We start from the raw sequence: 25,204 nt of genomic DNA on the forward strand, positions 1-25,204 counted from the left end.
CCCCGTTCGCGCGCCCGCGCGAGGATGCCGGTGATCGAACCGATGGGAGCCCCTCCTCATGACCGTCTCCACCCTCGACCCCGACACCGCTGTCGGCTTCTCCCCGCGCGGACCACTGTCGGCGGCCGTGCTGTCGTTCCTCACCGGCGACGACGACACCGCGACCCTGCCGGAACTCGCGGCGACCGCCGTGGCCGAGACCACCGACGTCGTCCGCGACGACGACATCCAACTCGCCCTGTTCGTGCTGTACGCGTCGTCGTACGGATCGCTTCCCGCGCTCGACGCATCGCGGGAGTGGGACGCGGGCGTCATCACCGCCCGCCGCCTCCTGGAAGACGCGTTCGAGGCGGCCCTGCGCGAGACCGTGCCGGTGCCGGAGCTGCCCGAGCCGACGGTCGACGCGGTGGGCCGGGCCCTGTTCGCGCTCGCCGCCGCCGACACCGGACCGAGCGTGGCGCGCTACATCGCCAAGAAGGCCACGCGGGAGCAGGCGGAGGAGTCGCTGATCCTCCGCTCGATCTACACGCTGCGCGAAGCCGACCCGCACTCGTGGGCGATCCCGCGTCTGACCGGCCGGGCGAAGGCGGCCCTCGTCGAGATCCAGTCGGACGAGTACGGCGGCGGCCGGCCGCAGCGCGTGCACGCGGAGCTGTACGCCAGGGCCATGCGGGCCGCCGACCTCGACGACACGTACGGCGCCTACGTCAACGACGCCCCCGCGATCACGCTCGCCTCGCACAATCTGATGACCCTGTTCGGGCTCAACCGCCGGCTGGTCGGCGCCATCGTCGGGCACCTCGCCGCGTACGAGATGACGTCGTCGATCCCGTGCCGCTTCTACGCGGACGGGCTGCGGCGCCTCGGCTTCACCGACGAGGTGGCCGCCTACTTCGACGAGCACGTGGAGGCCGACGCGGTGCACGAGCAGATCGCCGCGCGCGACCTCGCCGGCAGCCTGGCGGAGGACCGCCCCGAGGTGCTCGGCGACATCGTGTTCGGGGCCGCCGCGTGCCTCACCGTGGACGGCTGGGCGGGACAGCACATGCTCGACGCCTGGGCGGCCGGCGCCTCGGCGCTGCGCGGGCGGGAGTCGTCATGAGCGGGCGCGACGAGCCGGTCACCGTCACCCCCTACCCGGACGGGCCCCTGCTCGTCCGCGGCGACATCGAGCTGCGGTCCGCGGACGGCGCGCTGATCGACCCCGGCCGCCGCACGGTCGCGCTGTGCCGCTGCGGCCTGTCCGCCGTGAAGCCGTTCTGCGACGGCACTCACAAGGCGGCCGGCTTCCGGACCGACGACGAGGGGCCGCGTCAGCCCTCCGGCCAGTAGTAGCTGTCGGGCAGGGCGCGCGCGCCGAAGATCGCCTGCCCGACCCGCACGCACGTCGCCCCCTCCTCGACCGCGATCTCGTAGTCGCCCGACATCCCCATCGACAGCTCCCCGTCGCCGATCAGGTCGGGATCGTCCGCCCTGGCGCGGTCGCGGAGCTCGCGCAGCACGCGGAAGCACGCGCGCACCCTGGTCTCGTCCGGGGTGAGGATCGCGAGCGTCATGAGCCCGCGCACCCGCAGCGACGAGTACACCGGCAGTGCCTTCAGGAACCCGGACAGCTCCGCGGGCGGCATGCCGAACTTCGAGTCCTCCGCGGAGGTGTTCACCTGCACGAACACGTCGAGACCGCGACCGGCCGCCTGCAGCCTTCGGTCCAGCGCCTCGGCGACCCGGAGCCGGTCGAGTGCCTGGAACTCGTGCGCGAACGCGGCGACATCGCGCGCCTTGTTGGTCTGCAGGTGTCCGATGATCGCCCACGAGACGTCGAGGTCTTCCGTCTCACGGTGCTTGCGCACGGCCTCCTGCACCTTGTTCTCGCCGAGGAGCCGCAGCCCGGAGTCGATCGCGATGCGCACCCGCTCGGTCGGCACGGTCTTGCTGACCGGCAGCAGCCGCACGCTCGCGGCATCGCGCCCGGCGCGGTCGGCGGCGGCGTCGATGCGCGCGCGGACGGCGGCGACGTTGGCTCGGAAGTCGGCGACGGTGGTGGCCGTGGGGTAGCGGGCGGAGGTGTTCTCCTCGTCGGCTGACTTTGACATAGGCCAAAATCTAACATAGCTTCGAGTCACGCCGCGCGCCCGCCGGCCGTCGCCCTCCCTCCGAAGGAGTCCGCCCATGACCGTGCCCGGCCTGTTCTCCGACACCGCCCTGATCACCCCGCGCCTGCGCACCGAGGTGCCCGGCCCCCGCAGTCGCGCGCTGCACGAGAGGCGCCTGCGCGTCGTGCCCCGCGGCGTCGGCAGCGTGCTGCCGGTCTACATCGAGCACGCCGACGGCCCCTGGGTCACCGACGTCGACGGCAACCGCTTCCTCGACCTGGGCAGCGGCATCGGCGTGACCACGATCGGGCACACGAACCGCGCGGCGGTCACCGCGGCGGCGGATCAGCTCGACCGCGTCACCCACACCCTCTTCACGGTCACCCCCTACGAGGGCTACGTGCACCTCGCGGAGCTGCTCGCCGCGCACACCCCCGGCGACCACGAGAAGCGCACGATGCTCGCGAACTCCGGCGCCGAGGCCGTCGAGAACGCCGTGAAGATCGCCCGCAGGCACACCGGCCGCCGCGCCGTCGCCGCCCTCGATCACGCGTTCCACGGCCGGACGAACCTGGCGCTCGCGATGAACCACCGGGCCGTGCCGTACGGAGCGGGCTTCGGCCCGTTCGCGCCCGATGTGCACCGCGTCCCCAACTCCTACCCGTACCGCGACGGCCTGAGCGGCGCCGAGGCGGCGGCCCGCACGATCGGCTACCTCGAGCAGCGGATCGGCGCGGGCGACCTCGCCGCCGTCATCGCCGAACCCATCCAGGGCGAGGGCGGCTTCGTCGTGCCCGCCGACGGCTACCTGCTCGCGCTGCAGGAGTGGTGCACGCGCCACGGCGTGGTCTTCATCGCCGACGAGATCCAGACCGGCCTGGGCCGCACGGGCACCTGGTTCGCGAGCGAGCACTTCGGCCTCGTGCCCGACCTCGTGCTCACCGCGAAGGGCATCGCGGCCGGACTGCCGCTCGCGGGAGTGACGGGCCGTGCCGAGATCATGGACGCACCGGACCCCGGCGGACTCGGCGGCACGTTCGGCGGCAACCCCGTGTCGATCGCCGCGGCCGTCGCGGTGTTCGACGAGCTCGCAGAGGGCGAGTTCTTCGACGACGCCGACCGCATCGGCGCGCACCTGCGGGCACGGCTGACCGAGCTGGCGTCGCGCCACCCGATCATCGGCGACGTCCGCGGGATCGGGGCGATGCAGGCGTTCGAGCTGAGCGAGCCCGGCACCACCCGGCCCCTCGCGGGTGCCGCGACGGCCATCGCGGAGTTCGCCGCGCAGCGAGGCATCCTGCTCCTCACCGCGGGCAGTGACGGCAACGTCATCCGTTTCCTCCCCACGCTCACCACGACCGACGCGCAGCTCGACACGGCGGTGAGCGTGATCGACGACGCCCTCGCCGCACTCGGCTGACCGCGACTCCCAACCGTCCAGGAGACCCATGAGCGCATCGACCCCCACGCGCACCGCCCTCGCTCTGCGCCATGTCGCGTTCGAAGACCTCGGCATCCTCGCGCCGCTGCTGGAGGAGCGCGGCTACCGCGTCCGGTATCACGACGCCGGCGTCGACGAACTCGACCGGGCCGAGGTCGCCTCGGCTGATCTGGTGGTGGTGCTCGGCGGCCCCATCGGCGTGTACGACGACGACCGCTACCCGTTCCTCGCCCCCGCGAAGGACGCCCTGTCGGCACGACTCGCGGCGGACCGTCCCACGCTCGGGATCTGCCTCGGCGCCCAGGTGCTCGCCGAGGCGCTGGGGGCTCGGGTCGCCCCGACGGGCGGCGTCGAGATCGGGTACGCGCCGGTGGACCTCACCCCGGACGGGCGCACGTCACCGCTGTCGGCGCTGGACGGCGAGCCCGTGCTGCACTGGCACGGCGACGCCTTCGAGATCCCCCCGGGCGCGCGCCACCTCGCCCGCACGCCCGGCTTCCCGCACCAGGCGTTCTCGCGGGGTCGTGCACTCGGGCTGCAGTTCCACGTCGAAGCCGACCACCGCACGATCGAGCGCTGGCTGATCGGCCATGCGCACGAGCTGCACCACCGCGGCATCGACCCCCGCTCGATCCGGAGACAGGCGGCCGTGCACGGCCCCCGACTCGAGCACCGCGCGCGCACGGCGATCGGAACCTGGCTCGACGAGGTCGAGCCCGCGCACTGAGAAGGGGCCGGATCCCCCGCGGATCCGGCCCCTTCCCGCGTCGTCACGCGGCGCGACGCAGCGGCACCGTCGGGAAGTCGATCGGCACGTCGAGCGCGAGGTTCACGTAGTTCGTGAACAGGTTGAGCGCCACCTGGCCGATCGTCTCGACGATCTCCTCGTCGCTCCAGCCCTGGGCGCGCACGGAGTCGACCTCGGCGGAGCTCACCTGCCCGCGCTGCTCGACCACCGCGAGCGCGAAGGTCAGCAGGGCCGCGGTGCGCGGGTCCTCCGAGGTGCCCTCCTGCGCCGCGGCGAGCGCGTCGGCGGAGAGCCCGGCCTTCTTGCCCAGCGCGGTGTGCGCCGCGAGGCAGTAGCCGCACGAGTTGCGGTTGGCGACGGCCACCGCGATCTGCTCGCTGAGCGCGGCTCCGAGCGAACCGCCCCCGTAGGCGCCGAACGCGCTCCACATGCTGGTCAGCGCGGCCGGGGAGTTCGCCACGGCCCGGAACATGGCGGGGACGGCGCCGAACGCGGCACCGATCTGGTCGAGCTGGTCCTTGACGGGTCCGGTGGCGGCGTCACGGTCGATGAGAGGGACGTTGGGCACGGGATGCTCCTTTGTTCGATCGGGCCGGGTGTCGACCCGCCCTCAGTCTTCTCGAACCCCTCGGACGATACGCATCATCTGGTCTTGCATTCACCGCAGATCGTCCAGAGAATGAAGAGGTGCCACCCCTCGACCGCCTCACGCCCCTGCTCGATCGGTTCCGCGTGCGCACGCGGCTCTTCCACACCGGGCCCCTGTGCGGCACCACGGAGTTCGCGGCGAGCCGAGGACAGGGGTTCCTGCACGTGCTGCGCCGCGGCGAACTGGAGCTGACGTATCCGCGCGTCGACGGCGGCCGTGCGCGCGAGCGCATCACCCGCCCGAGCCTGCTGTTCTTCCCCCGCCCGCTCGACCATACGTTCCTCAACGCCCCGACCGCGGAATCCGACTTCGCGTGCGCCACGATCGACGTCGACGGCGGTGCCACCCACCCCCTCGTCCGCACGCTGCCGCCCGTGATCGTGCTGCCCCTCGACGAGGTCGCCACCCTATCCCCCGCGCTCGACCTGCTGTTCGCCGAGGTCGACAACGTCCGCTGCGGTCGCCCGCTGCTCGCCGACCGCCTCTTCGAGGTCGTGCTGATCCAACTGCTGCGGTGGATGCTCGACCACCCCGACGGCCTCGCCCTACCGCCCGGGCTGCTGCCGGGCCTCGCCGACGAGCGGCTCGCCCCCGCCCTGGTCGCGATGCACGAGGCCCCCGGAGAGGCCTGGACGCTGGAGGCCCTCGCCCGCCGCGCCGCCCTGTCGCGCAGCGCCTTCGCGGCCCGCTTCAAAGAGGTCGTCGGCCGGGCGCCGGGCGACTACCTCACCGAGTGGCGGCTCACGATCGCGCAGGAACAGCTCCGCGCGGGCATGACGGTCAGCGCGGTCGCCGCGGAGCTCGGCTACGCGAGCGCCTCCGCGTTCTCCCGGGTGTTCACGCAGCGTCTCGGCCACTCGCCGCGTGCGTGGCTGGGTCTCGCCGCGTAGCCTCAGCCGCCCGCCGACATCGTGGCGGTGAGCCCGGAGACGACGCGGTCGAGCTCGCCGTCCGTGAGCGAGGGATGCACGGGGATCGACAGCACCTCGGCCGCGGCCCGCTCGGTCTCCGGCAGCTCCACGCCCTGCGCGTAGCGCGTGAGAGACGGCAGTCGGTGGTTCGGGATCGGGTAGTACACGCCCGTGCCCACGCCGTGCTCCTCGCGCAGCGCCTCCCGCACGCGGTCGCGCTCCCCGTCCGCGATGCGCACGGTGTACTGGTGGTACACGTGCTCCGCCCCCTCCGCGACCCGCGGCACGGTGAGCCCGTCGATGCCGTCGAGCGCGGCGTCGAGCACGGCCGCGTTGCGCTGCCGCTGCGCCGTCCAGGCCGCGACCTTGCGCAGCTGCACCCGGCCCACCGCCGCGTGCACCTCGCTCATGCGGTTGTTGTAGCCGACGATCTCGTTGGCGTACTGCGTCTCCATGCCCTGATTGCGCAGAAGCCGCACACGGCGGGCGATGCCCTCGTCCGCACAGGCGACCATGCCGCCCTCGATCGCCGTCATGTTCTTCGTGGGGTACAGGCTGAACATCGCGAACGACCCGATCGTGCCGGCAGGGCGACCCCGCCACGACGCGCCGTGCGCCTGCGCGGCGTCTTCGAAGATCGCGAGGCCGTGCGCCGCGGCGACCTCTTCGATCCCGTCGACCAGGAACGGGTGGCCGTACAGATGCACCGGCATGACGCCCTTCGTGCGCGGAGTGACGAGTGCGCGCACGTGCTCCGGGTCGAGGGTGAAGTGCACGGGCTCGATGTCGGCGAACACCGGGGTGGCGCCGGCGAGCACGACCGAGTTCGCGACGGCGGCGAACGTGAACGACGGCACGATCACCTCATCCCCCGGCCCGACGCCCGCCGCGATCAGTCCCAGCAGCTGCCCGCTCGTCCCGGAGTTCACGGCCACGGTCGTCCGCCCGCGGAGGAACTGGGCGGCGAACTCCTCCTCGAACGCCGCGACCTCGGCGCCCTGCGCGAGCATGCCGCTGCGCAGCACCCGCTCGACCGCAGCCACCTCCTCATCGCCGATCAGGGGTTTCGCGGCGGGGATGAGCTGGTCGTGCATGGCGGTGTCCTTCGTCGTCTGGTCGGCTCGGGCGAGCCGGTCTGGAGGTGGAGGCAGGAATCGAACCTGCGTACACGGTCTTGCGGACCGCGACCTGGCCACTCGGTCACTCCACCGGGTTCTACGGCGTCAGCTCCCCGGCGGAGAGTAGCCCTGGAGGAACCCGCCGAAGCGCCGCAGTGCATCCACCAGCACCGGCGCCTCCGGCAGGAACGCGATCCGCAGGCGGTCGGGCCGCGGCCAGTGGAACCCGCGGCCGTGCGCCAGGAGGATCCCTTCCGCGTCGAGCAGGTCGAGCACCAGACGCTCGTCGTCGAGCACCGGGTAGCGCGCGGGGTCCAGCCGCGGGAAGAGGTAGAGCCCGCCGCCCGCCTCCGTCACCTCGACACCGGGGATCGCCCGCAACGCGGCGGTGGCGGCGTCGCGCTGCACCGTGAGCCTGCCGTCGGCGGCGACCAGGGCGTCGAGCGAGGTGTCGTGCTCCAGCGCCGCGGTGATCGCGTGCTGCGCCGGCACGGAGGCGCACATGCGCAGCGAGGCCAGCAGCCGCAGTCCGGACAGGAACGGGTCGTCGAGCGCGAAGCCGCAGGTCACCGCCCACGCGGCGCGGTACCCGGCGACGCGATGGGTCTTGGACAGTCCCGCGAACGTCACGCACGGCTGATCCGACGCGACCGCCGCCATCGACAGGTGCGCGTGCCCGGGATAGACGACCCGGTCGTAGATCTCGTCGGACAGCAGCAGGAGCCCGTGCCGTCGCGCCAGCTCGGCGATGCCCTCCAGCGTGCGCCGGTCGTACACCGCGCCCGTGGGGTTGTTCGGGGTGATGACCACGATGGCCACCGTGCGCGGGCCGATCAGCGCGGCCATCGCGTCGAGGTCGGGCAGCCAGCCCTCCTCCTCGACGCAGGGGTAGTGCACCGCGGTGCCACCGGCGAGCACCGTGGACGCCGTCCACAGCGGGTAGTCCGGACTCGGCACGAGCACCTCGTCACCGGGTTCGAGCAGCGCCTGCAGCACGAGGCCGACCAGCTCGGAGACGCCGTTGCCCACCGTGACGTCGTCGAGGTCCACCCGCGGGAAGCCCGTGCGCCGGGCGTAGTGCGCCGCGATCGCCTCCCTGGTCTCGACCAGGCCGAGCGACTCGGAGTATCCGTGCGCGTGCGGCAGGGCGGCCCGCAGCGCCTCCACGATCACCGTCGGCACCTCGAACCCGAAGGGCGCGGGGTTGCCGATGTTGAGCCGCAGGATCTCCTCGCCGCGGGCCTCGAGCTCCGCGGCCCGCGCGGCCACCGTGCCGCGCAGGTCGTACTGCACGCCGTCGAGCCGCGACGAGCGCCCGACGCGCAGTACCCCGGTCATTCCGCGGACTCCCGCCCCGCGACCGTGACGACCGCCGCGACATCGTCGGCCAGGCGCTGCAGGTCGTCGTCGTCGAGGTCGTGCACCGTGAGGCGGAGGTGGCGGGCGCCCGGCCCCCCGTGCTCGAGCGCGAAGTCTGCTCCCGAGCGTACGAGCCAGCCGCGCGCGGCGAGACGTTCGGCCGCGCGCGCGGCATCGTCGTGCGCGTCGAGCCACACGTTGAGCCCGGCCCCGTCGTCGGCCGCGATCCCGCGCTCGCGCAGCAGTGCGACGAAGTCGGCGTGGCGGGCGGCGTAGTGCGCGCCGGCCCTGGCGATCTGCTCCCGCACATCGGCATCGCGCAGCATGCCGGCGGCGAGACGCTGCATCACGTGACTGACCCACATCGTGCCGGGGCTCAGTCGCAGGGCCAGGCGTCCGGCCGTGACCGGGTCGGACGCCGTGACAGCGAGACGCAGGTCGGGTCCGAGGAACTTCGACACCGAACGGACCAGGGCCCAGCGCTCATGGGTGGGCGCGATGATGCTGGCGTAGGGCGCGGGGGCGAGCAGCGAGAAGTGGTCGTCCTCGATCAGCAGCACGTGCGGGTAGGGGGCGAGCACGGCGCGCAGTTCGGCCGCGCGCGCGGGGGTGATGCTCGCGCCCGTCGGGTTGTGTGCGCGGGGTGTGCAGACGATCGCGCGCACCCCGCTGTCGAGGGCCGCGCGCACGCCGTCGACCGTCATCCCCTCGGCATCGACCGGGATGGCGACGGGGGCGTACCCCGCGAGCCGCGCGGTCTGGATGCTGGAGAGGAAGCACGGGTCCTCCAGCCCGACGCGGTCACCCTGCACGAGCGTCTGGGCGAGGAGCCGCTCGACCGCGTCGACCGCCCCCGCCGTGACCGAGAGCCGGAACGGGCGCGGGTGGTCTTCGGCGATCCACGTGGTCGCCCATTCGGCGAGCTCGGGGTCGATGACGGACTCGCCGTACAGCACGTGCTCCGGGCGCACGGTCGCGAACGCCGCGGCGAGGTCGGGCAACAGCGCCGCCTGCGGGTTGCCGCTGCCGATGTCGCGCAGCACGGTGCCCGGCGTGAAACCCTCGTCGGGACCGGTCCCCGGGCCGAGCACGGTGGTGCCGGTGCGCCCGCCGGTGGCCGCGATGCGCGCGACGACGAGGGCCCGGTAGGCCGCCAGCACCGTGTTGCGGTTGACGCCGAGGCGCTCGGCGAGGGTGCGCACGGGAGGCAACTGGTCGCCGGCGGCGAGGGCGCCGCGCTCGACGAGGTCGCGGATGCTGTCGGAGATCTCAGCGGCGGTCGACCCGGCGATCCGGTCGTGGAGGGGATCGCGCGAGTCTTCCGAGGCCATGTCTCGACCGTAGGCCAGATATTGACCTATGTCAAAGTCGGACTAAGGGCGGTCGTCCACCTCCACGCCGTCCTCCCGCTCCTCCTCACCAAGGTCGGTGACGTCGACCTCCGGGGCGTCGCCCTCGCCGTTGTTCGCCGTCGGCGGTTCACCGTGGAACCCGGTCGTCTCGTCGCGTCGCTGATCGGACATGTCTCCTCCTCGGGGTCGGATGTCCCAGCATCGGCCGACCGGACCTGCGCGCACCAGCACCTTGACAGGACGCGCGAGCGTGCGGCACCCGCGCAGGTGGAGCCCAGGGAGGGGCGATACCGTGCAGGGGACCCCCTCACGATCACCGCGATCCCCCAACAGAGGACACGATGACCCACGGCACCCTCGCCCTCGCCGCCCCCCAGTCCGGATACGAGGGCTTCATCGGCTGGGTCCTCAGCCTGATCGAGTCGCTCGGCGAGATCGGCGTCGGGCTGGCCGTGCTCATCGAGACCTTCGTGCCGCCGATCCCCTCGGAGGCGATCCTCCCCGCCGCCGGCTTCCTCGCGTACGACGGACGCATGAGCGCCTGGGGCGCCTGGGCGGCCGCCACGATCGGCGGTCTCGTCGGGGCCTGGATCTGGTACGCGATCGGTGCCGCGATCGGCCGGGACCGCACACGACGCCTCGTCGGTCGCATCCCCCTGCTCGACCACGACGACTTCGACAAGGCGGAGGCGTTCTTCCAGCGGTGGGGTGGCCGCGCGGTGCTGCTCGGCCGGTGCGTGCCGCTGGTGCGCTCCTTCATCTCCATCCCGGCCGGCATCGAGCGCATGGCCCTGTGGCGCTTCACGCTCTACACCACCATCGGGTCGGCGGTGTGGAACGGCATCTGGATCGGCCTGGGCTTCGCGTTCGGCCCCGCGATCCGCCCGATCCTGGAGCAGTGGAGCGGCCTGCTCTCCGACATCGCGGTCGGCGCCATCGTTCTGCTGCTCGTGGTCTTCATCGCGCTGCGCATCCGGCGGCGGATGCGCGAGGCGGCCGCGCGGCGCGAGCAGGAGGAGGGGCCGGCCTGACGCCGACCCCTTCCGCCGTCAGTTCCCGGAGCGCACGCCCTCGAGCGACGGGTAGTCCACGTACCCCTCGGCCGTGGAGCCGTAGAAGAGCTCGGGACGCGGCTCGTTCAGCTCCGCGCGGGTGCGCCAGCGCTCCACCAGGTCGGGGTTCGCGATCACCGGGCGGCCCGCCGCGACCGCGTCGGCCCACCCCTCCGCCACCAGCTCCTCCGCGGACTCCCGCGTGGTGGGCACGCCGAAGCCCGTGTTGACGATCAGCGGCGCGCCCGCCACCCGGCGGAGGTGCTGCACGAGGTCGCCCGACGGCTCGGCGTGGAGCACGTCGAGGAACGCGAGGCCGAGCGGCGCGAGCCCCTCGGCGACCGCGGTGTATGTGGCCCGCACGTCATCCGCGTCGTCTTCCAGAACACCCTGGATGCCGTGCTGCGGCGACAGGCGGATACCCGTGCGGTCCGCGCCGACCGCGGCCGCGACGGCCGCCGTGACCTCGATCGCGAAGCGCGCGCGGTTCTCGGGCGACCCGCCGTAGCGGTCGTCGCGCACGTTCGACACCGGCGACAGGAACTCGTGCACCAGGTAGCCGTTCGCGCCGTGTACCTCGACCCCGTCGAAGCCCGCGGCGATCGCGTTGCGCGCGGCCTGCGCGAACTGCTCCACGACCACGGGGATCTCGTCGAGCGTGAGCGCGTGCGCGACGGGAAGGTCGCGCTTCCCCTCCGGCGTCCGGGTCTGGCCGGGGGCGGCGAGGGCGCTCGGCCCCACGACGCGCGGCTCACCCGAGATGGCGGGGTGCCCGACGCGTCCGCCGTGCATGAGCTGCATCACGATCGTTCCGCCGGCCGCGTGGACGGCGTCGGTGATGCGACGCCACCCCTCGATCTGGGCGGGGGTGACGATGCCCGGCTGACCCGGGTAGGACATGCCCTCACGGGCGGGCCAGGTGCCCTCGGAGACGATGAGGCCCTGCCCGGCCCGCTGGCGGTAGTACTCCTCCATGACCGGCGTCGGCACGCCGTCGGCGCCGGCACGGGTGCGCGTGAGGGGCGCCATGACGACGCGGTTGGACAGCGGCAGGGCGCCGAGGACGGCGGGGTCGTAAAGAGTCACAGTGGGGACCAATCCCCGCAGCGCCCGCGGTATTCCCGCTCAGCCGCCGCCGAGGTCGGCCAGCAGTGTCGCGAAGTGGTCGAGGTCGGCGGTCGACCACTTCCGCAGTCGTTCGCCGATCCGCCCCTCGTAGCGGGAACGCGCGAGTGCCACCCGCTCCTGCGCGAGGGGCGTCGCCACGAGCCGACGGGCACGACGGTCCTCCGGGTCGGGGATGCTCTCCACGAGTCCGAGCTGTTCGAGCTGCCGCACCTGCCGGCTGACGGCGGACTTGTCGGTCTGGAGCCGCTCGATGAGGGCACCGGCCGTCGCCGCCTTGCCCGACAGGATCGAGGTGAGCACCTGATAGCCGAGCGGCTGCAGCTCGGGGTGCACCGTCACCGCGGCCTCGCGCCAGGCGACGCGGATGCGGGCGATCAGTCGCCCGAGCTCGTGCTCGACGCGCACCACGGCGGCGTGATCGACGTCGATCTCCGACGACGCGGAGGTGTCGACGGCGCCCTCGCCGGGGGCGGGGTCGGACGGGGCACTCATGCCGCCAGTGTACGGCGAAGCCCCGCCACCTCCGGGGTGGCGGGGCTTCGGGCGGGCGTCGTCACACCTCCGACAGCAGCCGGAAGGCCTTGGACGCGGCCTCGATCTCGCGCGGCGTGAGCTGGTCGATCACGGCCCGCAGCCGGGTGCCGTACTCGCGACGGACCTCGGCGAGCGCGGTGCACGCCCCCGGGGTCGCAGTGAGCACCCGCAGCCGGCCGTCACGCTCGTCGGGGTGGGAGTCCAACAGCCCCAGCTCCTCCAGCATCCGCACCTGGCGGCTGACGACCGACTTGTCCATGTCGAAGCGCTCGGCCAGCTCGTGCGCATTGGCCGATCCGGCCCTGTCGATGAACGTGAGCAGCTTGTACCCCGCCACCGGGAGCTCCGGGTGGACCCGGGCTGCGGATTCCTTCCACAGCGACCGGGTCCGCGCGAAGATCAGGTTGAGGTGCGCCTGCAGGTCGCTGAGCGCCGTGTCGACGTCGGCAGTGCCGACCGCGTCGGGGGCGATCATCTCAGCGCTCCCGCGTCCGATCCTCGCGCTCGAGCACGCCCACCGTTCCCGTGGTGGTCGCCGGCTCGGCCCGCGTGGTACGGATCGTGCCCGTGGAGAGCGAGGCGCCCACCTCGGCCTCCGACACCTCGATGACCGACTCCTCGGCCTGCTCGCGCAGCTGCTCCGCGGCATTCTTGGTGGACAGCGGCTTGTTCTTGATGAACGCGATCGCGATGATCGAGATCACGGCGAGCGGGATGGCGATGATGAACGCGTCGGCGATGCCGTGGCCGTAGGCGCTCTCGACGATCGAGCGGATGGCATCGGGCAGCTGGCCCACCTTCGGCACGTCGCCCGAGGCGAGGTGCTTCAGCGCGTCGACCTCCGCCTGACTCGACGGGGTGAAGCCCTCGAGCCCGTCCTTGACGTACGTCGCGACGCTCGAGGAGAGCAGCGATCCCATCACGGTCACCCCGATGGTGCCGGCGATCGTGCGGAAGAAGTTGACGTTCGACGACGCGGCGCCGAGCTGACGCGGATCGGTGTCGTTCTGCACGATGAGGGTGAGGTTCTGCATGACCATGCCGAGGCCGGCCCCGAGCACGAACATGTAGACGGCGACCAGGATGAACGGGGTGTCGTAGCGCAGCGTGGACATGAGGCTCACGCCGACCGTGGCGAGCACGGAGCCCGTGAGCATCCAGCCCTTCCACTTGCCGAAGCGGCTGACCAGCTGGCCGATGATGATCGACGCACCCATCTGCCCGATGATCATCGGGATGGTCATGAGGCCGGACTCGGTGGGCGTGGCGCCACGGGCGAGCTGGAAGTACTGCGCGAGGAACACCGAGGTGGCGAACATCGAGACGCCGATCGCGATGGAGGCGATGACCGACAGCGTGAACGTGCGGTTGCGGAACAGCGACATCGGCACGATCGGCTCCTTCACGAAGAACTCGACCGCCACGAACCCGGCGATGGCGACGCCGGCGATCACGGCGAGCACGATGCTCGTCGAGGAGTCCCAGTCGAACTGGTTGCCACCCATCGACACCCAGATGAGGAGGCTGGACACGCCCACGGCCAGGAGAACGATGCCGAAGTAGTCGATCGACACCTTCGTGTCGCGCTGCGGCTTGGGCAGGTGCAGCGTGAACTGCAGCAGCACGAGCGCGACGATCGCGAACGGGACGCCGACGAAGAAGTTGGCGCGCCAGCCCCACGCGTCGGTGATGACGCCGCCGAGCAGCGGGCCGCCGATGGTGCCGAGGGCCATGATCCCGCCGACGACACCCATGTACTTGCCGCGCTCGCGCGGCGAGATGATGAGGGCGACCGCGATCATGACCAGCGACATGAGCCCGCCGACGCCGATGCCCTGGATCACCCGCACGGCGATGAGCATGTTCGTGTCGGTGGAGAACCCGGCGATCACGGTGCCGACCGTGAAGAGGATCAGCGAGATCTGGATGAGTACCTTGCGGTCGACGAGGTCGGCGAGCTTGCCCCAGATCGGGGTGGAGACGGCGGTGGCCAGCAGGCTCGCGGTGATGACCCACGTGTACTGGGACTGCGTGCCGCCGAGGTCGGCGATGATGACCGGCATCGAGGTCGACACCACGGTGCCCGAGAGCACGGCGACGAACATGCCGACGATGAGGCCGGAGATCGCGGTGAAGACCTCGCGGGCCGAGCGCGTGGCGTCGGCCGGAGAAGAAGAGGTGTGTGACAAGGGGGAACGCTCCTGCGTAGAAAGTTGATCGAGATCAACCATACGCCGATGGTTGCGAAAACGCAACTATCCCGGGTGCCCCGTCCGCGTCAGCCGCAGAACGCCCCCAGCGACTCGTGCAACTGCTCCACGGCCTGGATCGTCTCCGGAGACTGGAGGTCTCCCAGTCCATCGATCTGATCGGCACCCGAGGCGATCACGTCCCCCAGGTGGCCGTCGATCCCGGCCGCCAGATCGTCGAGCGTCGCCACCAGCCGATCGCGCGCCGCATCCGCCTGCTCTGCGGTCGCCCCACCCTGGTCGAGCAGACCCTGGTACTGCGCGTAGGCGTCGTCGATCGTGGCGCACGCGCCCTGCACATCGACCCCGAGGGCGTCGCCGGCCGCCTGGGTGACCTGCGAGCAGCCCGCGAGGAGCCCGGCGGCGAGGAGGAGGGGGACGACGGCGAATCGGCGCATGACCCGAGGGTAACCCGGGCCACCTGGACCGATCCTGACCCGCCGCCCCCGCGGGGTCAGCCGCCCGACGGGTTGTCGAGCGGGCGCCCCTGGTCGTCGGTGGTCTCGCGCTCCAGCACCTCGTCCGTCGTGTCGCCGCCCTCGTCGGGAGCGCCACCCGAGGCGGTGTCGGCCTCTTCGTCGGCCCCCGGCGTGCCCTGCGTGTTCTGCGGATCACTCATGTCGTGCCTCCTCTGTCTGGTGCCCCGACGCTACGCGCGCGACCACGGCCGAGCGCAGGGGCTTGACCGCCGTCGCGCCAGGCCCCACACTCCCGCGAGCACGAGCCCGCCCGTCGAGCACCCAGGGGTCAGTCGGCCCAGAGCCGCTCGATCGGGACGGCCGCGCGCAGGATGCGCTCGGCGGCGCGGTGACCGGACAGCATCGCGGCCGGCACGGTCGCGGGGTCATCTGTCCAGGTGGCCTCCCCGGCGAGGTGCAGCACGCCCCCGATCGGCGTCGCGAGGTCGTCGTGGTCGGCGGTCGTGGAGCCGAGCGTCATGTACGCGTACGAGCCGTGCGCGAACGGGTCGTCCTGCCACGCGGTGCGGTGCACGGCCACGGGCTCCACGGCCCGGTCGCCGTACAGCCGCCGCAGCTGCGCCATGACCGAGGCCACGACCTGCTCGTCTGCCCAGTCCCTCGTCGCGGTCGCCGCCGGCCCCGCCGCGAAGGTCAGCAGCGTCGGACGCCCGTGCGCCGCGGTGAGGTCGTACCAGGAATGCCACCAGCGGCCCTCCGGGCCCTGCTGCCGGATGGCGTAGACGCCCTCGTCCCAGAACCGCTCGGGAAAGCGCAGGAACACCTTCTCGAACGCGTTCATGCGCAGCCGTCCGAGCGCGTCGGCGTTGGCCGAAGGCAGCGGGGGCACGATGTCGACCGCCCCGGAGTGGAGCACCCCGACCGGCAGCGTCACCACGGCGGTGTCGCCCGCGAACACGCCGCGCCCCGTGTGCACCAGCACCCCGTCGGTCCAGTCGACGGCCGTCACCACGTGGCCGAGCCGCACGTCGAGACCCTGCGCCAGCCGTTCGGGCAGCGCGCCGTAGCCGTCGGGGAACACGACCTCGTCGCCGTCGATCTGGTCGTCGTCGAGCCCGTGCGCCGCCAGGTCCTCGATCCACGCGCCGTACTGCTCCTCCGCGCGGTGCTCCAGATACTCGCGCACGCGCTGGGTGCGGTCCGCATCCCACCCCTGCCGCGCCAGGGCCTCCTCCGTGGCCTCGCGGTACGAGGCCTCGGGCGCCGACGCCGCGATGACCTCGGGCAGGACGGCATCGACCGCGTGCACGTCGGCCGCGAAGGCACGGGCGGCCTCATCGGGCAGCCGCCGCCCGTCCACGCCGTAGTTCGCGATCGGACGACCGTCGACCTGGTAGCCGCCCACCGTGAACTCGACCGTGCGCATGCCGAAGGCCGCGGCCGCCGCCGCCACCGGGCTCCCGTCGACGCCGTGGATCCACGAGGCGCCGAGGTCGGTGGCGCCGTCCGTCCGATCCGTGTGCACGCGACCGCCGACGCGGTCCCGCGCCTCCAGCACGACCACCGTGCGCCCGGCGTCCTGCAGCAGCCGTGCCGCGGTCAGTCCCGCGACCCCGGCTCCGACCACGACCGTGTCGACCCGTTCCATGATTCCTCCCGCGGCGGGACATCGGCGTCCTCGCCTCGACGATACCCATCGCCGCCCGCCGCCACCGCCCCATCACCTCGACGGACGCCGGTCACCCCGCGTCCGGCGCCCGACGCGGGACCGCCGTGGTGGCGGGCGTCGCGTCGTCCGCGTCGTCTGCGTCCGCGCCAAGCCCGATGCCCCAGCTCGCTCCGCGCGCCAGCATCATGCCGAGCACGGACACGACCGCGAAGGTCAGCATCAGCAGCCGCGCCGAGCCGACCATGTCCGGCAGCGCCAGGTTCACCAGCACGCCAGCCATCGCCGCGCTGAAGGCGCTCGCGATGAGGAACACCGTGTTCACGGCGGCCGCCGCCTTCGCCCCCTCCTCCTCATCGCGCGTGCTGCCGAGCGCCGCGACCGTGAGGTGCGGGAAGCCCAGGCCGATCCCCGCGCCGGCGACGAACAGCGTGGCGAACCACAGCGCGACGACGAGTGCCGACGGCCCCTCGTGCTGGAGCAGCCCGTACGCGGCGAGCCCGAGCGCGACCGTGAGCGGGCCGACCGTGATGAGCACCCGCCGGGACCGGACCCCCGTAACGTTCGCGGTGAACATCTGCGTGACGGACCACCCGAGCGACAGCGCCGCACCGAGCAGCCCGGCGACGAACGGCATCAGTCCCCCGATCTCCTGCCCGAAGAGCGGGATGAACGCCTCCGTGCCGATCGCGAAGGCCAGCACCGCGACCGTCAGGTACACCCACCCGAGGGAGGAGCCACGCACGAACGTGACCCGGGGGAGGATCCCGACGCGGCTGCGCTTCTCGTGCCGCACAAACCACAGGGCGAGCACGACGCCCACGACCAGCGCGACGCCCGTGCCGACACCCGCGGGCACGACGCCGGCGACCCCGACCGCCGCCACCCCGCCGGCGAGCAGCACCAGCGACCCCCACGGCACCGACTCGCTCGAGCGGGCACGGGCGGTCTGCGGCAGCGCGCGGACCACGACCAGTCCGATCAGCGCCGACAGGACGGCGAGTCCGACGAACGGCGCGCGCCACGCGTCGAGCTGCGCGAAGATCCCGCCGACGACGGGGCCGACGATGTTGCCCACGCCCCACATGGCCGACACGAGAGCAGCGCCGCGGGCCCAGAGCCGCTCCGGCAGGGCACGCTGGATGAGCGCATAGCCGAGACCGGCGAGCACGCCGCCGCCGAGCCCCTGCACGGCGCGCCCGACGAGCAGCGCCGACATCCAAGGGCTCACCGCGCACAGGAGCGAGCCGAGGGCGAACAGCCCGAGCGCCAGCAGGTAGGCCCGCACGGCCCCCTGACGGGTGAGGATGCGGCTCACGAGCATCGCGCTCACGACCGACGCGAGCAGGAAGGTCATCATCGTCCAGGCGTAGAACTCGGCCCCGCCGATGTCGCCGACGATCGTGGGCAGGAGGCTCGTGGTGAGGTAGACGTTGCTCGCCTCGAGCAGCACGCCGCCGGCGAGCACGGCGGCGATCGGGGCGTAGCGACTGCTCAGCAGCTCGCGCCAGCTCCCGCTGACCGGTGTGGACGTCTGTGGTGAGGACATGAGCATTCCTTTGCAGCGTCGGCGGAGGTCGATCACCTCCGTGGCGCCGGTGCTCGGCGGCCTTCCGTCACGGTATGACCTCAAGTAATGTTGAGGTCAAGCGGCAGCGCCTCGCCGCGCGGACCGGTTTGGAACCGGATGCGGCCGGGATGCGGATACCTCTTGTGACCAACGACAACGACATCATCCGTGACTCGCTCACGTCGCCGGAGCGCTTCGCCGAGATCTTCGAGCGACATATCACCGCCGTCACCGCCTACGTCGCGCGGCGGGTCGGCCCCCACGCCAGCGACGACATCGTCAGCGAGACCTTCCTCGCCGCGTTCCGTCGGCGCAAGCGCTACGACATGACCAGGACCTCCGCGCTCCCCTGGCTCATGGGGATCGCGACCAAGGTGCTCGCGCAGCACCGGCGGGCGCAGGCCACGCACTGGCGCGCACTGCACGCCGCGTTCGACGCCGGCGACGAGGACACGGTCGACGACCTCGACCGCTCGATCTCCCGGCTGGACGCCTCGGCCCAGCTGGAGGATCTGTTCCCCCGGATCGCCGCACTGTCGGCCAGGGACCGCGAGGTGCTGTTCCTGCACGCCTGGGGCGATCTGACCTACCCGGAGATCGCCGCGGCGCTCGGCATCCCCATCGGCACGGTGCGCTCCCGGCTGAGCCGCATCCGCGCGAAACTCTCCGCGCCCCCACCGCCGGCACCCGCGCGCCTCGCGCACGCCCCCCGCTCGGCCACCACACACATCCGCTACGCAGAGACGGAGTCCGCTCATGGACATCTTTGACCAGGTCAGGGAGATCCGGCCCACCTATCCCACCTCCCCCCAGGCGCCCCGCCGGGCGCTGCACCAGGAGATCGCCCGCTCCCGGCGCTCGCGCCCCCTCCGCCGCATCGCGGTGGTCTCGCTCGGCGGTGCCGCCGTCGCCGCCGCCGTCGTGACCGCCATCGCCGTGGCGCCGCCCGGGGTCGTCAGCCAGCCACAGGCCGCGTCGGCCGCCGAGTACCTCACCGAGACCGCCGCGTCCATCAGGGCCGCCGCGGCTGCGGCCCCCGCCTCGGAGATGACCGCGGTCACCATCACCACCAGGCACCTCGGGATGGTCGGCGGCCCGAACACCGTGTTCGCACCCTTCGGCGACATCCGCGCCGGAGCCACCGGCGCCGTCGTGTCGCAGTGGAGCGGCACGTACCGGCTCGACGCCGACGGCACCCTGCACGTCACCGACCAGATCCGCTTCCACTCCACCGACATCTACGGAGACGAGGCCGCCGTGGCGGCCGCGTGGAACGACTACTACGGCAGCACGGAGATCGGCCCCCTCGGCACGCCACCCGTGGCCGAGGACCCGCACTCGGCGGACTCGCCGCCGGAGACGCTCCCCGTGTCGCCCGCGGACTTCCCGCACGATCCCGCCGCCTTCCTCGAGGCCTGGACCCAGGGCATGAGGGATCTGATGGACGCGGAGATCGCCGAGTCCGCGGAACTCGTCGACGGCGACCTGGAGGCGAGCGGGATCCTCGACCGGACGTACGAGCGGTACGACGTGCCGGCCGCCGAGCACATGCTCTCCACGCTCTCCACCTCGACCCTGCTGCACACGGGATCGCCGGAGTACCGCGCGACCTTCCTCGAAGCCCTCGCCCTCGCTCCGGGCATCACGGTCGAGGAGGACTCCACGGCGGTCAAGGTGCTCGCCTACGCCTCCGACGAGCAGCGCTATCGGCTGTCGATCGACCCGGCGGCCGGTGCCGTCGTCCAGATCGACGAGTTCCTGCTGACCGTGCCGGGACAGCTGTGGAACCGCCACACGAAGGACGACCCGCCCGTCGAGGTCGGCTCGGCCCCGTTCCTGCCCGACGACATCCCCTCCCGGTCGAGCACGTTCCGCTCCGCTCCTGCGAGCTGAGCCGTCCTCGCCCCACGGCGCCCCTCCCCGTTCTCCGGTGGAGGGGCGCCGTCGTCGCCCCGCACCCGCGCAGACCTCATCTATTGTTGAGGTCGAGCGAAGGGAGCGCACGATGGAACCCGAAGACCTGCTTCCGATCGGCGAAGTCACCCGGCGCACCGGCGTCGCCCCCTCCGCGCTGCACTTCTACGAGCAGCTCGGCCTCATCTCGTCGACGCGCACCGCGGGGAACCAGCGCCGCTACCGCCGGCACATGCTCCGCCGCGTCTCGCTGATCGTCGTCGCCAAGCGCATCGGCATCCCGCTCAGCGAGGTGCAGGAGCTGTTCCAGACGCTGCCCATCGACACGCCGCCCTCGCACGCCGACTGGCGCCGGGTCGCGAAGCTGTGGCGCACACAGCTCGAGGAGCGTCGCACCCAGCTGGAACACCTGCAGCGCGAGCTCACGGGGTGCATCGGCTGCGGCTGCCTGTCGCTCAAGGCGTGCCGCCTGCTCAATCCCGACGACACCCTCGGCGACGACGGTCCGGGCCCCCGCCGCATCTGACCGGGCACGTCGCGCTCGACGTTCGTCCAGCGCGGATCCGACGATCGGCCAGACCTCTGCGCCGGCCCGCCAGGCCGTCCGAACGGCGTTGTGCCTGTAACGAGTAACCCTTTACCTTCTAGACGGCACACGGCCATCCGTGTGCCGTCCTCACGGTCGCGGGCTGTCCCGACAGCCAGGCGCGGGTGCGCGTCCGCGAGGGAACCGATCATCACGTCGTCGCACGGTGTCGTCGCGCCGGCGTGATCGACCAACCATTGAAGGGATACCCGTGGATTCCACAGCAGCAGTACTCTCGCGACCACCCGGTCGCGTGCGCCGATTCACGAGCATGCTCCTGGCATCGCTCTTCGTCACCTCGGCACTGGTCGGGGTGAGCACGCTCGGAGGCCCCGCTCCGAGCGCCGAGGCCACCCAGAGCTGGGGCACGACGACGCTTCGTCAGACCAACCAGTTCTTCGCCTACGTCAACGCCGGCGAACAGCTCACCGGCGACATCTCGAAGCTCGTGCGAGGGGTCGGATCCCAGTCGGCCACGCTCCGGGCCACATCGCCGTCCGGTGAGACGTTCGAGTGCACCGTGGCCGCCGACGCGGTCGTCGGCACCGCCTGCACGTTCGGCACCCAGACGGCGGCGGTCAGCGGCATCTGGACGATCGACTTCGTCCGTCCCGTCGCCGACTCGCAGGCCGCCGCCGGCACCTTCCAGTGGAACATCACCGTCAGCTCGGGCGGCACGCCGATCCCCGGCCGCGTGTGGTCCGACGACTTCATCATGGAAGACACGGAACCGGCGACCTTCGACCTCTGGTACGTCGGCTCGACGGGCTACCAGTACCGGTCGACGTACTCGGACTTCCGCGGCATCTCGAGCCGGTTCCAGGTGAACCAGTTCGGCAACGTGCTGCCAGGGACGTGCACGCCGTACTACGGCAGCGCGGCCATGGGAGCGCCCACCGGCTCGGAGATCCCCGGCATCGAGCCGAGCGACTCGTGCGGTGTGCCGTACCACATCTTCTTCGAGACGCCCGCGGCCGACCTCCCCGCGTCGGCCTCTGCCGTGGACGGCAGCCACTTCGTGCTGCCCGCGCCGGAAACACCGGACATCTCCGGCTTCGCGTTCGCGCCCGCCGGCAACGACACGCGTGCCGGCACGTTCACCTTCACCACGAGCGGTCACGTCGGCTCGGTCGACCTCTGGGTCGACGCGGACGCCGACGGCTTCTACGGAACCGCGGGCGATCGCCTGATCACCGTGGCGGTCAACGGGGACGGCGTGCAGGCGGTGTCCTTCGACGGACTCGACGCCTTCGGAGCACCGATTCCCGCGACGACGCAGTTCGCCGCGCGCGCCGGTATCTCCAAGGCGGGTGAGATCCACTTCGTCAACTCCGACATCGAGAGCCGCGGCGGCATCTCCGTGACCGCGATCAACGGCCCGGCGGCCGGGTCGTCCACCCTGTACTGGAACGACACGACCCTGGAGCTCGCGAACCACCGCACGGACTGCCTTCCGCCCGTGATGGACGGACGGGCGGGGACGGCGAGCGCTGTCCCCGGCGGCGTGCACGGCTGGCCCTGCGACATGAGCATCCAGCCCAACAACGCGAACAACGGCGTCGACGGCCCCTGGGGCGACGTGCGCCACATCGACGACTGGACCTTCACGCCGGTCGACGAGCAGGAGCAGATCATCGTCGCACCCGCGGCGAACTACACCGTGGTGAAGTCGTCCGACCCGGCCGACGGCGAGTCGGTCCAGTCGGGTGACGTGGTGACCTACACGATCGACGTGGCACAGGTGGGCAACGTCCCCGCGGACGCCACGCTCACCGACGACCTCGCGAACGTGCTCGACGACGCCGCGTACAACGGCGACGTCGCCGCCAGCACGGGAACGGTCGACGTGACCGGAACCACCCTGTCGTGGAACGGCACCCTCCCCGTGGGCGGGACCGCGACGATCACCTACTCCGTGACCGTCGACGACATGTCCGACCTGCCCGCGGGCGACTACAGTCTCGGCAACGTGGTCACCAGCCCCGGCTGTGCGACCGCGGACGACTGCTCGACGGTGCACCCGATCGGCGCGTACTCCGTGGTGAAGACCTCGGACCCCGCGTCCGGCACGACCGTGTCCGATGATCAGAAGCTGACGTTCACCGTCACCGTCACCGAGACCGGTCAGGGTTCCGTGGACGGCGCGACGCTGACCGACGACCTCTCCGACGTGCTCGACGACGCCACCTGGAACGACGACCTCGTCGCCTCCGCCGGCACGGTGTCCTTCGACCAGGACAGCGAGCAGCTGGACTGGTCGGGCGACCTGGCCCCCGGCGCCGTCGTGACGATCACCTACTCGGTGACCGTCACCGGAGACGGCGACCAGTCGCTGATCAACCAGGTCACCAGCCCCGGGTGCGCCTCGCCCGAGACGTGCGGCACGACGCACCTGTACGGCACCTACTCGGTGGTCAAGGAGTCCGACCCCGCGTCGGGCACCGACGTGGCCCCCGGTGACACCATCACCTACACGGTGACCGTCACCCAGGCGGGTACGGGCGCGGTCGACGCCGTGCTCACGGACGACCTGACCGGGGTGCTCGACGACGCCGTGTGGAACGGCGACCTGGCGGCCGACCTCGGCACCGCGTCGTTCGATCCCGCGACGAACGCCTTCACGTGGAACGGCACGCTCCAGCCGGGCGAGGTGGCCACGATCACCTACTCGGTCGGGGTCAGCGGCGCCGGAGACACCGACCTGCTCAACGTCGTCACCAGCCCGGGCTGTGCCACCGCCGACGTCTGCTCCACGGAGCACTTCGTCGGGGCGTACTCCGTGGTCAAGACATCCGACCCCGCACCGGGGACGGCCGTCCAGCCGGGGGACGTCATCACCTACACGGTGACGGTGACGCAGACCGGCCGCGGGGCGGTGCAGGACGCCGTCCTCACCGACGAGCTGCCCGAGGTGCTCGACGACGCCACGTGGAACGACGACGCGGAGGTCTCCGCCGGCGACCTCGACTACGACGAGGACACGCAGGAGCTGAGCTGGACCGGCGACCTGGCCGTGGGCGACGTCGTCACGATCACCTACTCGGTGACCGTGACCGCCGCGGGCGACACCAGCCTGACCAACACGGTCACCAGCCCGGGCTGCCTCACGCCGGAGGACTGCACGACGAACCACCTCGCGGGTTCCTACTCCGTCGTGAAGGACTCCGATCCCGCCCCGGGCACCGACGTCGCCACGGGTGACACGATCACCTACACCGTGACCGTCACCCAGTCCGGCCTCGCCGCCGTGACGGGCGCGACGCTCACGGACGACCTGTCCGAGGTGCTGGACGACGCCACGTGGGACGACACGATCACCGCCACCAGCGGTGCCGCGACGTTCGACCCGGCGACGGCACAGCTCGCCTGGACGGGCGACCTGGTTCCCGGCGCCGTGGTGACGATCACCTACTCGGTCACCGTCGTCGAGGGTGGCGACACGACGCTCACCAACGTCGTGACCAGCCCCGGCTGCGAATCCGAGTCGGTGTGCACCACCGAGCACTACACCGGCACCTACGCCGTCGTGAAGAGCTCGGACCCGGTGTCGGGCACGACGGTCGCGGCCGGCCAGGTGATCGACTACACGATCACGGTCACGCAGGACGGTGCCGGGTCGGTGGCCGCACTGCTGTCGGACGACCTGACCGGTGTCCTCGACGACGCGTCGTACAACGGCGACGTGGCGGCGAGCCTCGGCACGGTGGCGATGGACGGCGCGAACCTCACCTGGAACGCGACGCTCGCGCCCGGCGAGATCGCGACGATCACGTACTCCGTGACCGTCGGGGCGATCGGATCGGGTGACGGGCAGCTGCCCAACGTGGTCACGAGCCCGGGCTGCCAGAGCGAGACCGACTGCGCCACGGTGCACCAGGTCGGCGCGTACACCTTCGAGAAGACATCGGACCCCGCACCGGGACGGGTCGACCGCGGCGACGTGATCGACTACACCCTGACGGTGCGCCACACCGGCGTCGGACCGATCCCCGGTGCGCGGATCCTCGACGATCTGACCGCGGTGCTCGACGACGCCACGTACAACGACGATGCGGTCGCGTCCGCGGGGACCGTGACCCGTGACGGCGTGGACCTCACCTGGACCGGCGACCTCGTCGCGGGTGACGTGGTGACGATCACCTACTCGGTGACCGTCACGGGCAACGGTGATGGCGACATCGACAACGTCGTCACCACCGACGACCCGCGCGGCGGCTGCGCGGCCAACGAGCCGTGCCGCACCGAGCACGACGTGCCGCCGATGCCGGGCCTGGCCACCACCGGTGGCGAGCTGCCGGTGTGGTCGGTGCCGATCGCGCTCCTGCTCCTGCTGGTCGGCAGCGGCGTGTACGTCGTCGCCCGCCGTCGTCGGAGCGACATGAACGCCGAGTAGTCGACGGTGCTCGACGGGAGCG

The 25,204-nt window shown here is 72.0% G+C and carries 24 protein-coding genes and 1 tRNA gene; 10 read left to right on the forward strand and 15 right to left on the reverse strand.

The genetic code is table 11. From position 1 onward, the window contains the following. Positions 1-58 precede the first annotated feature (58 nt). The gene (locus KZC56_RS01815) at positions 59-1,102 is read left to right on the forward strand and encodes an iron-containing redox enzyme family protein (protein WP_247637718.1); all 1,044 of its coding nucleotides are present in this window, start codon (positions 59-61) and stop codon (positions 1,100-1,102) included. Then, entirely contained in the window at positions 1,099-1,332 is a 234-nt protein-coding gene (locus tag KZC56_RS01820; RefSeq protein ID WP_136034818.1) for a CDGSH iron-sulfur domain-containing protein, read from the forward strand. Before KZC56_RS01815 ends, KZC56_RS01820 begins: the two co-directional genes overlap by 4 nt. On the opposite strand, the gene KZC56_RS01825 is transcribed toward KZC56_RS01820, so the two are convergent. Further along, complete coding sequence (locus tag KZC56_RS01825) at positions 1,314-2,093, reverse strand: YggS family pyridoxal phosphate-dependent enzyme (RefSeq protein WP_136036665.1); 780 nt, start codon at positions 2,091-2,093, stop codon at positions 1,314-1,316. The genes KZC56_RS01820 and KZC56_RS01825 overlap by 19 nt on opposite strands. A gap of 76 nt (positions 2,094-2,169) precedes the next feature. Between KZC56_RS01825 and gabT the strand changes: the two genes are divergently transcribed. Next, entirely contained in the window at positions 2,170-3,513 is a 1,344-nt protein-coding gene (gene gabT, locus KZC56_RS01830; RefSeq protein ID WP_247637719.1) for a 4-aminobutyrate--2-oxoglutarate transaminase, read from the forward strand. A 28-nt stretch (positions 3,514-3,541) separates the two neighbouring features. Continuing rightward, positions 3,542-4,261, forward strand: a complete 720-nt coding sequence (locus KZC56_RS01835; RefSeq protein ID WP_247637720.1) for a glutamine amidotransferase — start codon at positions 3,542-3,544, stop codon at positions 4,259-4,261. Between the two features lie 43 nt (positions 4,262-4,304). On the opposite strand, the gene KZC56_RS01840 is transcribed toward KZC56_RS01835, so the two are convergent. Beyond that, positions 4,305-4,850 (reverse strand): carboxymuconolactone decarboxylase family protein, encoded by a 546-nt coding sequence (locus tag KZC56_RS01840; protein WP_247637721.1) that lies wholly within the window; start codon positions 4,848-4,850, stop codon positions 4,305-4,307. A 119-nt stretch (positions 4,851-4,969) separates the two neighbouring features. Here KZC56_RS01840 and KZC56_RS01845 point away from each other — a divergent pair, with 119 nt between their 5' ends. After that, the gene (locus KZC56_RS01845; RefSeq protein WP_136034807.1) at positions 4,970-5,821 is read left to right on the forward strand and encodes an AraC family transcriptional regulator; all 852 of its coding nucleotides are present in this window, start codon (positions 4,970-4,972) and stop codon (positions 5,819-5,821) included. 2 nt (positions 5,822-5,823) lie between these two features. On the opposite strand, the gene KZC56_RS01850 is transcribed toward KZC56_RS01845, so the two are convergent. The 5 genes from KZC56_RS01850 to KZC56_RS01870 form a co-directional block, all read right to left on the reverse strand. Then, on the reverse strand, positions 5,824-6,936 hold the full coding sequence (locus tag KZC56_RS01850) for a DegT/DnrJ/EryC1/StrS family aminotransferase (RefSeq protein WP_206252763.1): 1,113 nt from the start codon (positions 6,934-6,936) through the stop codon (positions 5,824-5,826). A gap of 42 nt (positions 6,937-6,978) precedes the next feature. Beyond that, positions 6,979-7,052: transfer RNA gene (locus KZC56_RS01855), tRNA-Cys, on the reverse strand. A 13-nt stretch (positions 7,053-7,065) separates the two neighbouring features. Next, a complete protein-coding gene (locus KZC56_RS01860) occupies positions 7,066-8,298 on the reverse strand; it encodes an aminotransferase class I/II-fold pyridoxal phosphate-dependent enzyme (protein WP_247637722.1) in 1,233 nt (410 codons plus the stop codon). Next, positions 8,295-9,650 (reverse strand): aminotransferase class I/II-fold pyridoxal phosphate-dependent enzyme, encoded by a 1,356-nt coding sequence (locus KZC56_RS01865; RefSeq protein WP_206252760.1) that lies wholly within the window; start codon positions 9,648-9,650, stop codon positions 8,295-8,297. The genes KZC56_RS01860 and KZC56_RS01865 overlap by 4 nt, the downstream gene beginning before the upstream one ends. A gap of 42 nt (positions 9,651-9,692) precedes the next feature. After that, entirely contained in the window at positions 9,693-9,842 is a 150-nt protein-coding gene (locus tag KZC56_RS01870) for a hypothetical protein (protein WP_168387185.1), read from the reverse strand. Positions 9,843-10,012: 170 nt separating this feature from the next. Between KZC56_RS01870 and KZC56_RS01875 the strand changes: the two genes are divergently transcribed. After that, on the forward strand, positions 10,013-10,702 hold the full coding sequence (locus KZC56_RS01875; RefSeq protein WP_206252757.1) for a DedA family protein: 690 nt from the start codon (positions 10,013-10,015) through the stop codon (positions 10,700-10,702). Between the two features lie 18 nt (positions 10,703-10,720). Here KZC56_RS01875 and KZC56_RS01880 read toward each other — a convergent pair whose 3' ends face one another. From KZC56_RS01880 to KZC56_RS01915, 8 genes are all read right to left on the reverse strand, one after another. Continuing rightward, positions 10,721-11,809 (reverse strand): alkene reductase, encoded by a 1,089-nt coding sequence (locus KZC56_RS01880; RefSeq protein ID WP_206252755.1) that lies wholly within the window; start codon positions 11,807-11,809, stop codon positions 10,721-10,723. A gap of 39 nt (positions 11,810-11,848) precedes the next feature. Continuing rightward, the gene (locus KZC56_RS01885; protein ID WP_136036657.1) at positions 11,849-12,343 is read right to left on the reverse strand and encodes a MarR family winged helix-turn-helix transcriptional regulator; all 495 of its coding nucleotides are present in this window, start codon (positions 12,341-12,343) and stop codon (positions 11,849-11,851) included. Positions 12,344-12,404: 61 nt separating this feature from the next. Beyond that, positions 12,405-12,860 carry a MarR family winged helix-turn-helix transcriptional regulator gene (locus KZC56_RS01890; RefSeq protein ID WP_136034793.1) on the reverse strand — a complete coding sequence of 152 codons (456 nt, stop codon included), beginning with the start codon at positions 12,858-12,860 and terminating at the stop codon, positions 12,405-12,407. A 1-nt stretch (position 12,861) separates the two neighbouring features. Beyond that, on the reverse strand, positions 12,862-14,490 hold the full coding sequence (locus tag KZC56_RS01895) for an MFS transporter (RefSeq protein ID WP_372490598.1): 1,629 nt from the start codon (positions 14,488-14,490) through the stop codon (positions 12,862-12,864). Between the two features lie 173 nt (positions 14,491-14,663). After that, a complete protein-coding gene (locus KZC56_RS01900; RefSeq protein ID WP_136034789.1) occupies positions 14,664-15,032 on the reverse strand; it encodes a hypothetical protein in 369 nt (122 codons plus the stop codon). Positions 15,033-15,088: 56 nt separating this feature from the next. Further along, positions 15,089-15,253, reverse strand: a complete 165-nt coding sequence (locus KZC56_RS01905; protein WP_168442898.1) for a hypothetical protein — start codon at positions 15,251-15,253, stop codon at positions 15,089-15,091. A 128-nt stretch (positions 15,254-15,381) separates the two neighbouring features. Continuing rightward, positions 15,382-16,701, reverse strand: a complete 1,320-nt coding sequence (locus KZC56_RS01910) for a flavin monoamine oxidase family protein (protein WP_247637723.1) — start codon at positions 16,699-16,701, stop codon at positions 15,382-15,384. A gap of 91 nt (positions 16,702-16,792) precedes the next feature. Further along, positions 16,793-18,268, reverse strand: a complete 1,476-nt coding sequence (locus KZC56_RS01915; RefSeq protein WP_247637724.1) for an MFS transporter — start codon at positions 18,266-18,268, stop codon at positions 16,793-16,795. 164 nt (positions 18,269-18,432) lie between these two features. On the opposite strand from KZC56_RS01915, the gene KZC56_RS01920 reads away from it, so the two are divergent. The 4 genes from KZC56_RS01920 to KZC56_RS01935 all read left to right on the forward strand — a co-directional run bounded on the left by KZC56_RS01920 (position 18,433) and on the right by KZC56_RS01935 (position 25,182). Next, positions 18,433-19,059 carry an RNA polymerase sigma factor gene (locus KZC56_RS01920; protein WP_247637725.1) on the forward strand — a complete coding sequence of 209 codons (627 nt, stop codon included), beginning with the start codon at positions 18,433-18,435 and terminating at the stop codon, positions 19,057-19,059. Next, positions 19,046-20,182: a hypothetical protein gene (locus KZC56_RS01925; RefSeq protein WP_247637726.1), complete on the forward strand. Its 1,137-nt coding sequence runs from the start codon at positions 19,046-19,048 to the stop codon at positions 20,180-20,182. The genes KZC56_RS01920 and KZC56_RS01925 overlap by 14 nt, the downstream gene beginning before the upstream one ends. A 112-nt stretch (positions 20,183-20,294) precedes the next feature. Next, entirely contained in the window at positions 20,295-20,729 is a 435-nt protein-coding gene (soxR, locus tag KZC56_RS01930; protein WP_136034779.1) for a redox-sensitive transcriptional activator SoxR, read from the forward strand. A 331-nt stretch (positions 20,730-21,060) separates the two neighbouring features. Continuing rightward, positions 21,061-25,182: a DUF7927 domain-containing protein gene (locus KZC56_RS01935; protein WP_247637727.1), complete on the forward strand. Its 4,122-nt coding sequence runs from the start codon at positions 21,061-21,063 to the stop codon at positions 25,180-25,182. The last annotated feature ends 22 nt before the right edge of the window (positions 25,183-25,204 follow it).

The organism is Microbacterium sufflavum (assembly GCF_023091155.1).
Lineage (GTDB): Bacteria > Actinomycetota > Actinomycetes > Actinomycetales > Microbacteriaceae > Microbacterium > Microbacterium sufflavum.

Bases quoted from the DNA above. Each gene is read 5' to 3' on its own strand.
- KZC56_RS01815 (WP_247637718.1), top strand. From the start codon at position 59: ATGACCGTCTCCACCCTCGACCCCGACACCGCTGTCGGCTTCTCCCCG.
- KZC56_RS01820 (WP_136034818.1), top strand. From the start codon at position 1,099: ATGAGCGGGCGCGACGAGCCGGTCACCGTCACCCCCTACCCGGACGGG.
- KZC56_RS01825 (WP_136036665.1), bottom strand. From the start codon at position 2,093: ATGTCAAAGTCAGCCGACGAGGAGAACACCTCCGCCCGCTACCCCACG.
- gabT (WP_247637719.1), top strand. From the start codon at position 2,170: ATGACCGTGCCCGGCCTGTTCTCCGACACCGCCCTGATCACCCCGCGC.
- KZC56_RS01835 (WP_247637720.1), top strand. From the start codon at position 3,542: ATGAGCGCATCGACCCCCACGCGCACCGCCCTCGCTCTGCGCCATGTC.
- KZC56_RS01850 (WP_206252763.1), bottom strand. From the start codon at position 6,936: ATGCACGACCAGCTCATCCCCGCCGCGAAACCCCTGATCGGCGATGAG.
- KZC56_RS01860 (WP_247637722.1), bottom strand. From the start codon at position 8,298: ATGACCGGGGTACTGCGCGTCGGGCGCTCGTCGCGGCTCGACGGCGTG.
- KZC56_RS01865 (WP_206252760.1), bottom strand. From the start codon at position 9,650: ATGGCCTCGGAAGACTCGCGCGATCCCCTCCACGACCGGATCGCCGGG.
- KZC56_RS01870 (WP_168387185.1), bottom strand. From the start codon at position 9,842: ATGTCCGATCAGCGACGCGACGAGACGACCGGGTTCCACGGTGAACCG.
- KZC56_RS01875 (WP_206252757.1), top strand. From the start codon at position 10,013: ATGACCCACGGCACCCTCGCCCTCGCCGCCCCCCAGTCCGGATACGAG.
- KZC56_RS01885 (WP_136036657.1), bottom strand. From the start codon at position 12,343: ATGAGTGCCCCGTCCGACCCCGCCCCCGGCGAGGGCGCCGTCGACACC.
- KZC56_RS01890 (WP_136034793.1), bottom strand. From the start codon at position 12,860: ATGATCGCCCCCGACGCGGTCGGCACTGCCGACGTCGACACGGCGCTC.
- KZC56_RS01895 (WP_372490598.1), bottom strand. From the start codon at position 14,490: ATGTTCGTCGCCGTGCTCTCGGGCACCGTGGTGTCGACCTCGATGCCG.
- KZC56_RS01900 (WP_136034789.1), bottom strand. From the start codon at position 15,032: ATGCGCCGATTCGCCGTCGTCCCCCTCCTCCTCGCCGCCGGGCTCCTC.
- KZC56_RS01905 (WP_168442898.1), bottom strand. From the start codon at position 15,253: ATGAGTGATCCGCAGAACACGCAGGGCACGCCGGGGGCCGACGAAGAG.
- KZC56_RS01910 (WP_247637723.1), bottom strand. From the start codon at position 16,701: ATGGAACGGGTCGACACGGTCGTGGTCGGAGCCGGGGTCGCGGGACTG.
- KZC56_RS01915 (WP_247637724.1), bottom strand. From the start codon at position 18,268: ATGTCCTCACCACAGACGTCCACACCGGTCAGCGGGAGCTGGCGCGAG.
- KZC56_RS01925 (WP_247637726.1), top strand. From the start codon at position 19,046: ATGGACATCTTTGACCAGGTCAGGGAGATCCGGCCCACCTATCCCACC.
- soxR (WP_136034779.1), top strand. From the start codon at position 20,295: ATGGAACCCGAAGACCTGCTTCCGATCGGCGAAGTCACCCGGCGCACC.
- KZC56_RS01935 (WP_247637727.1), top strand. From the start codon at position 21,061: ATGCTCCTGGCATCGCTCTTCGTCACCTCGGCACTGGTCGGGGTGAGC.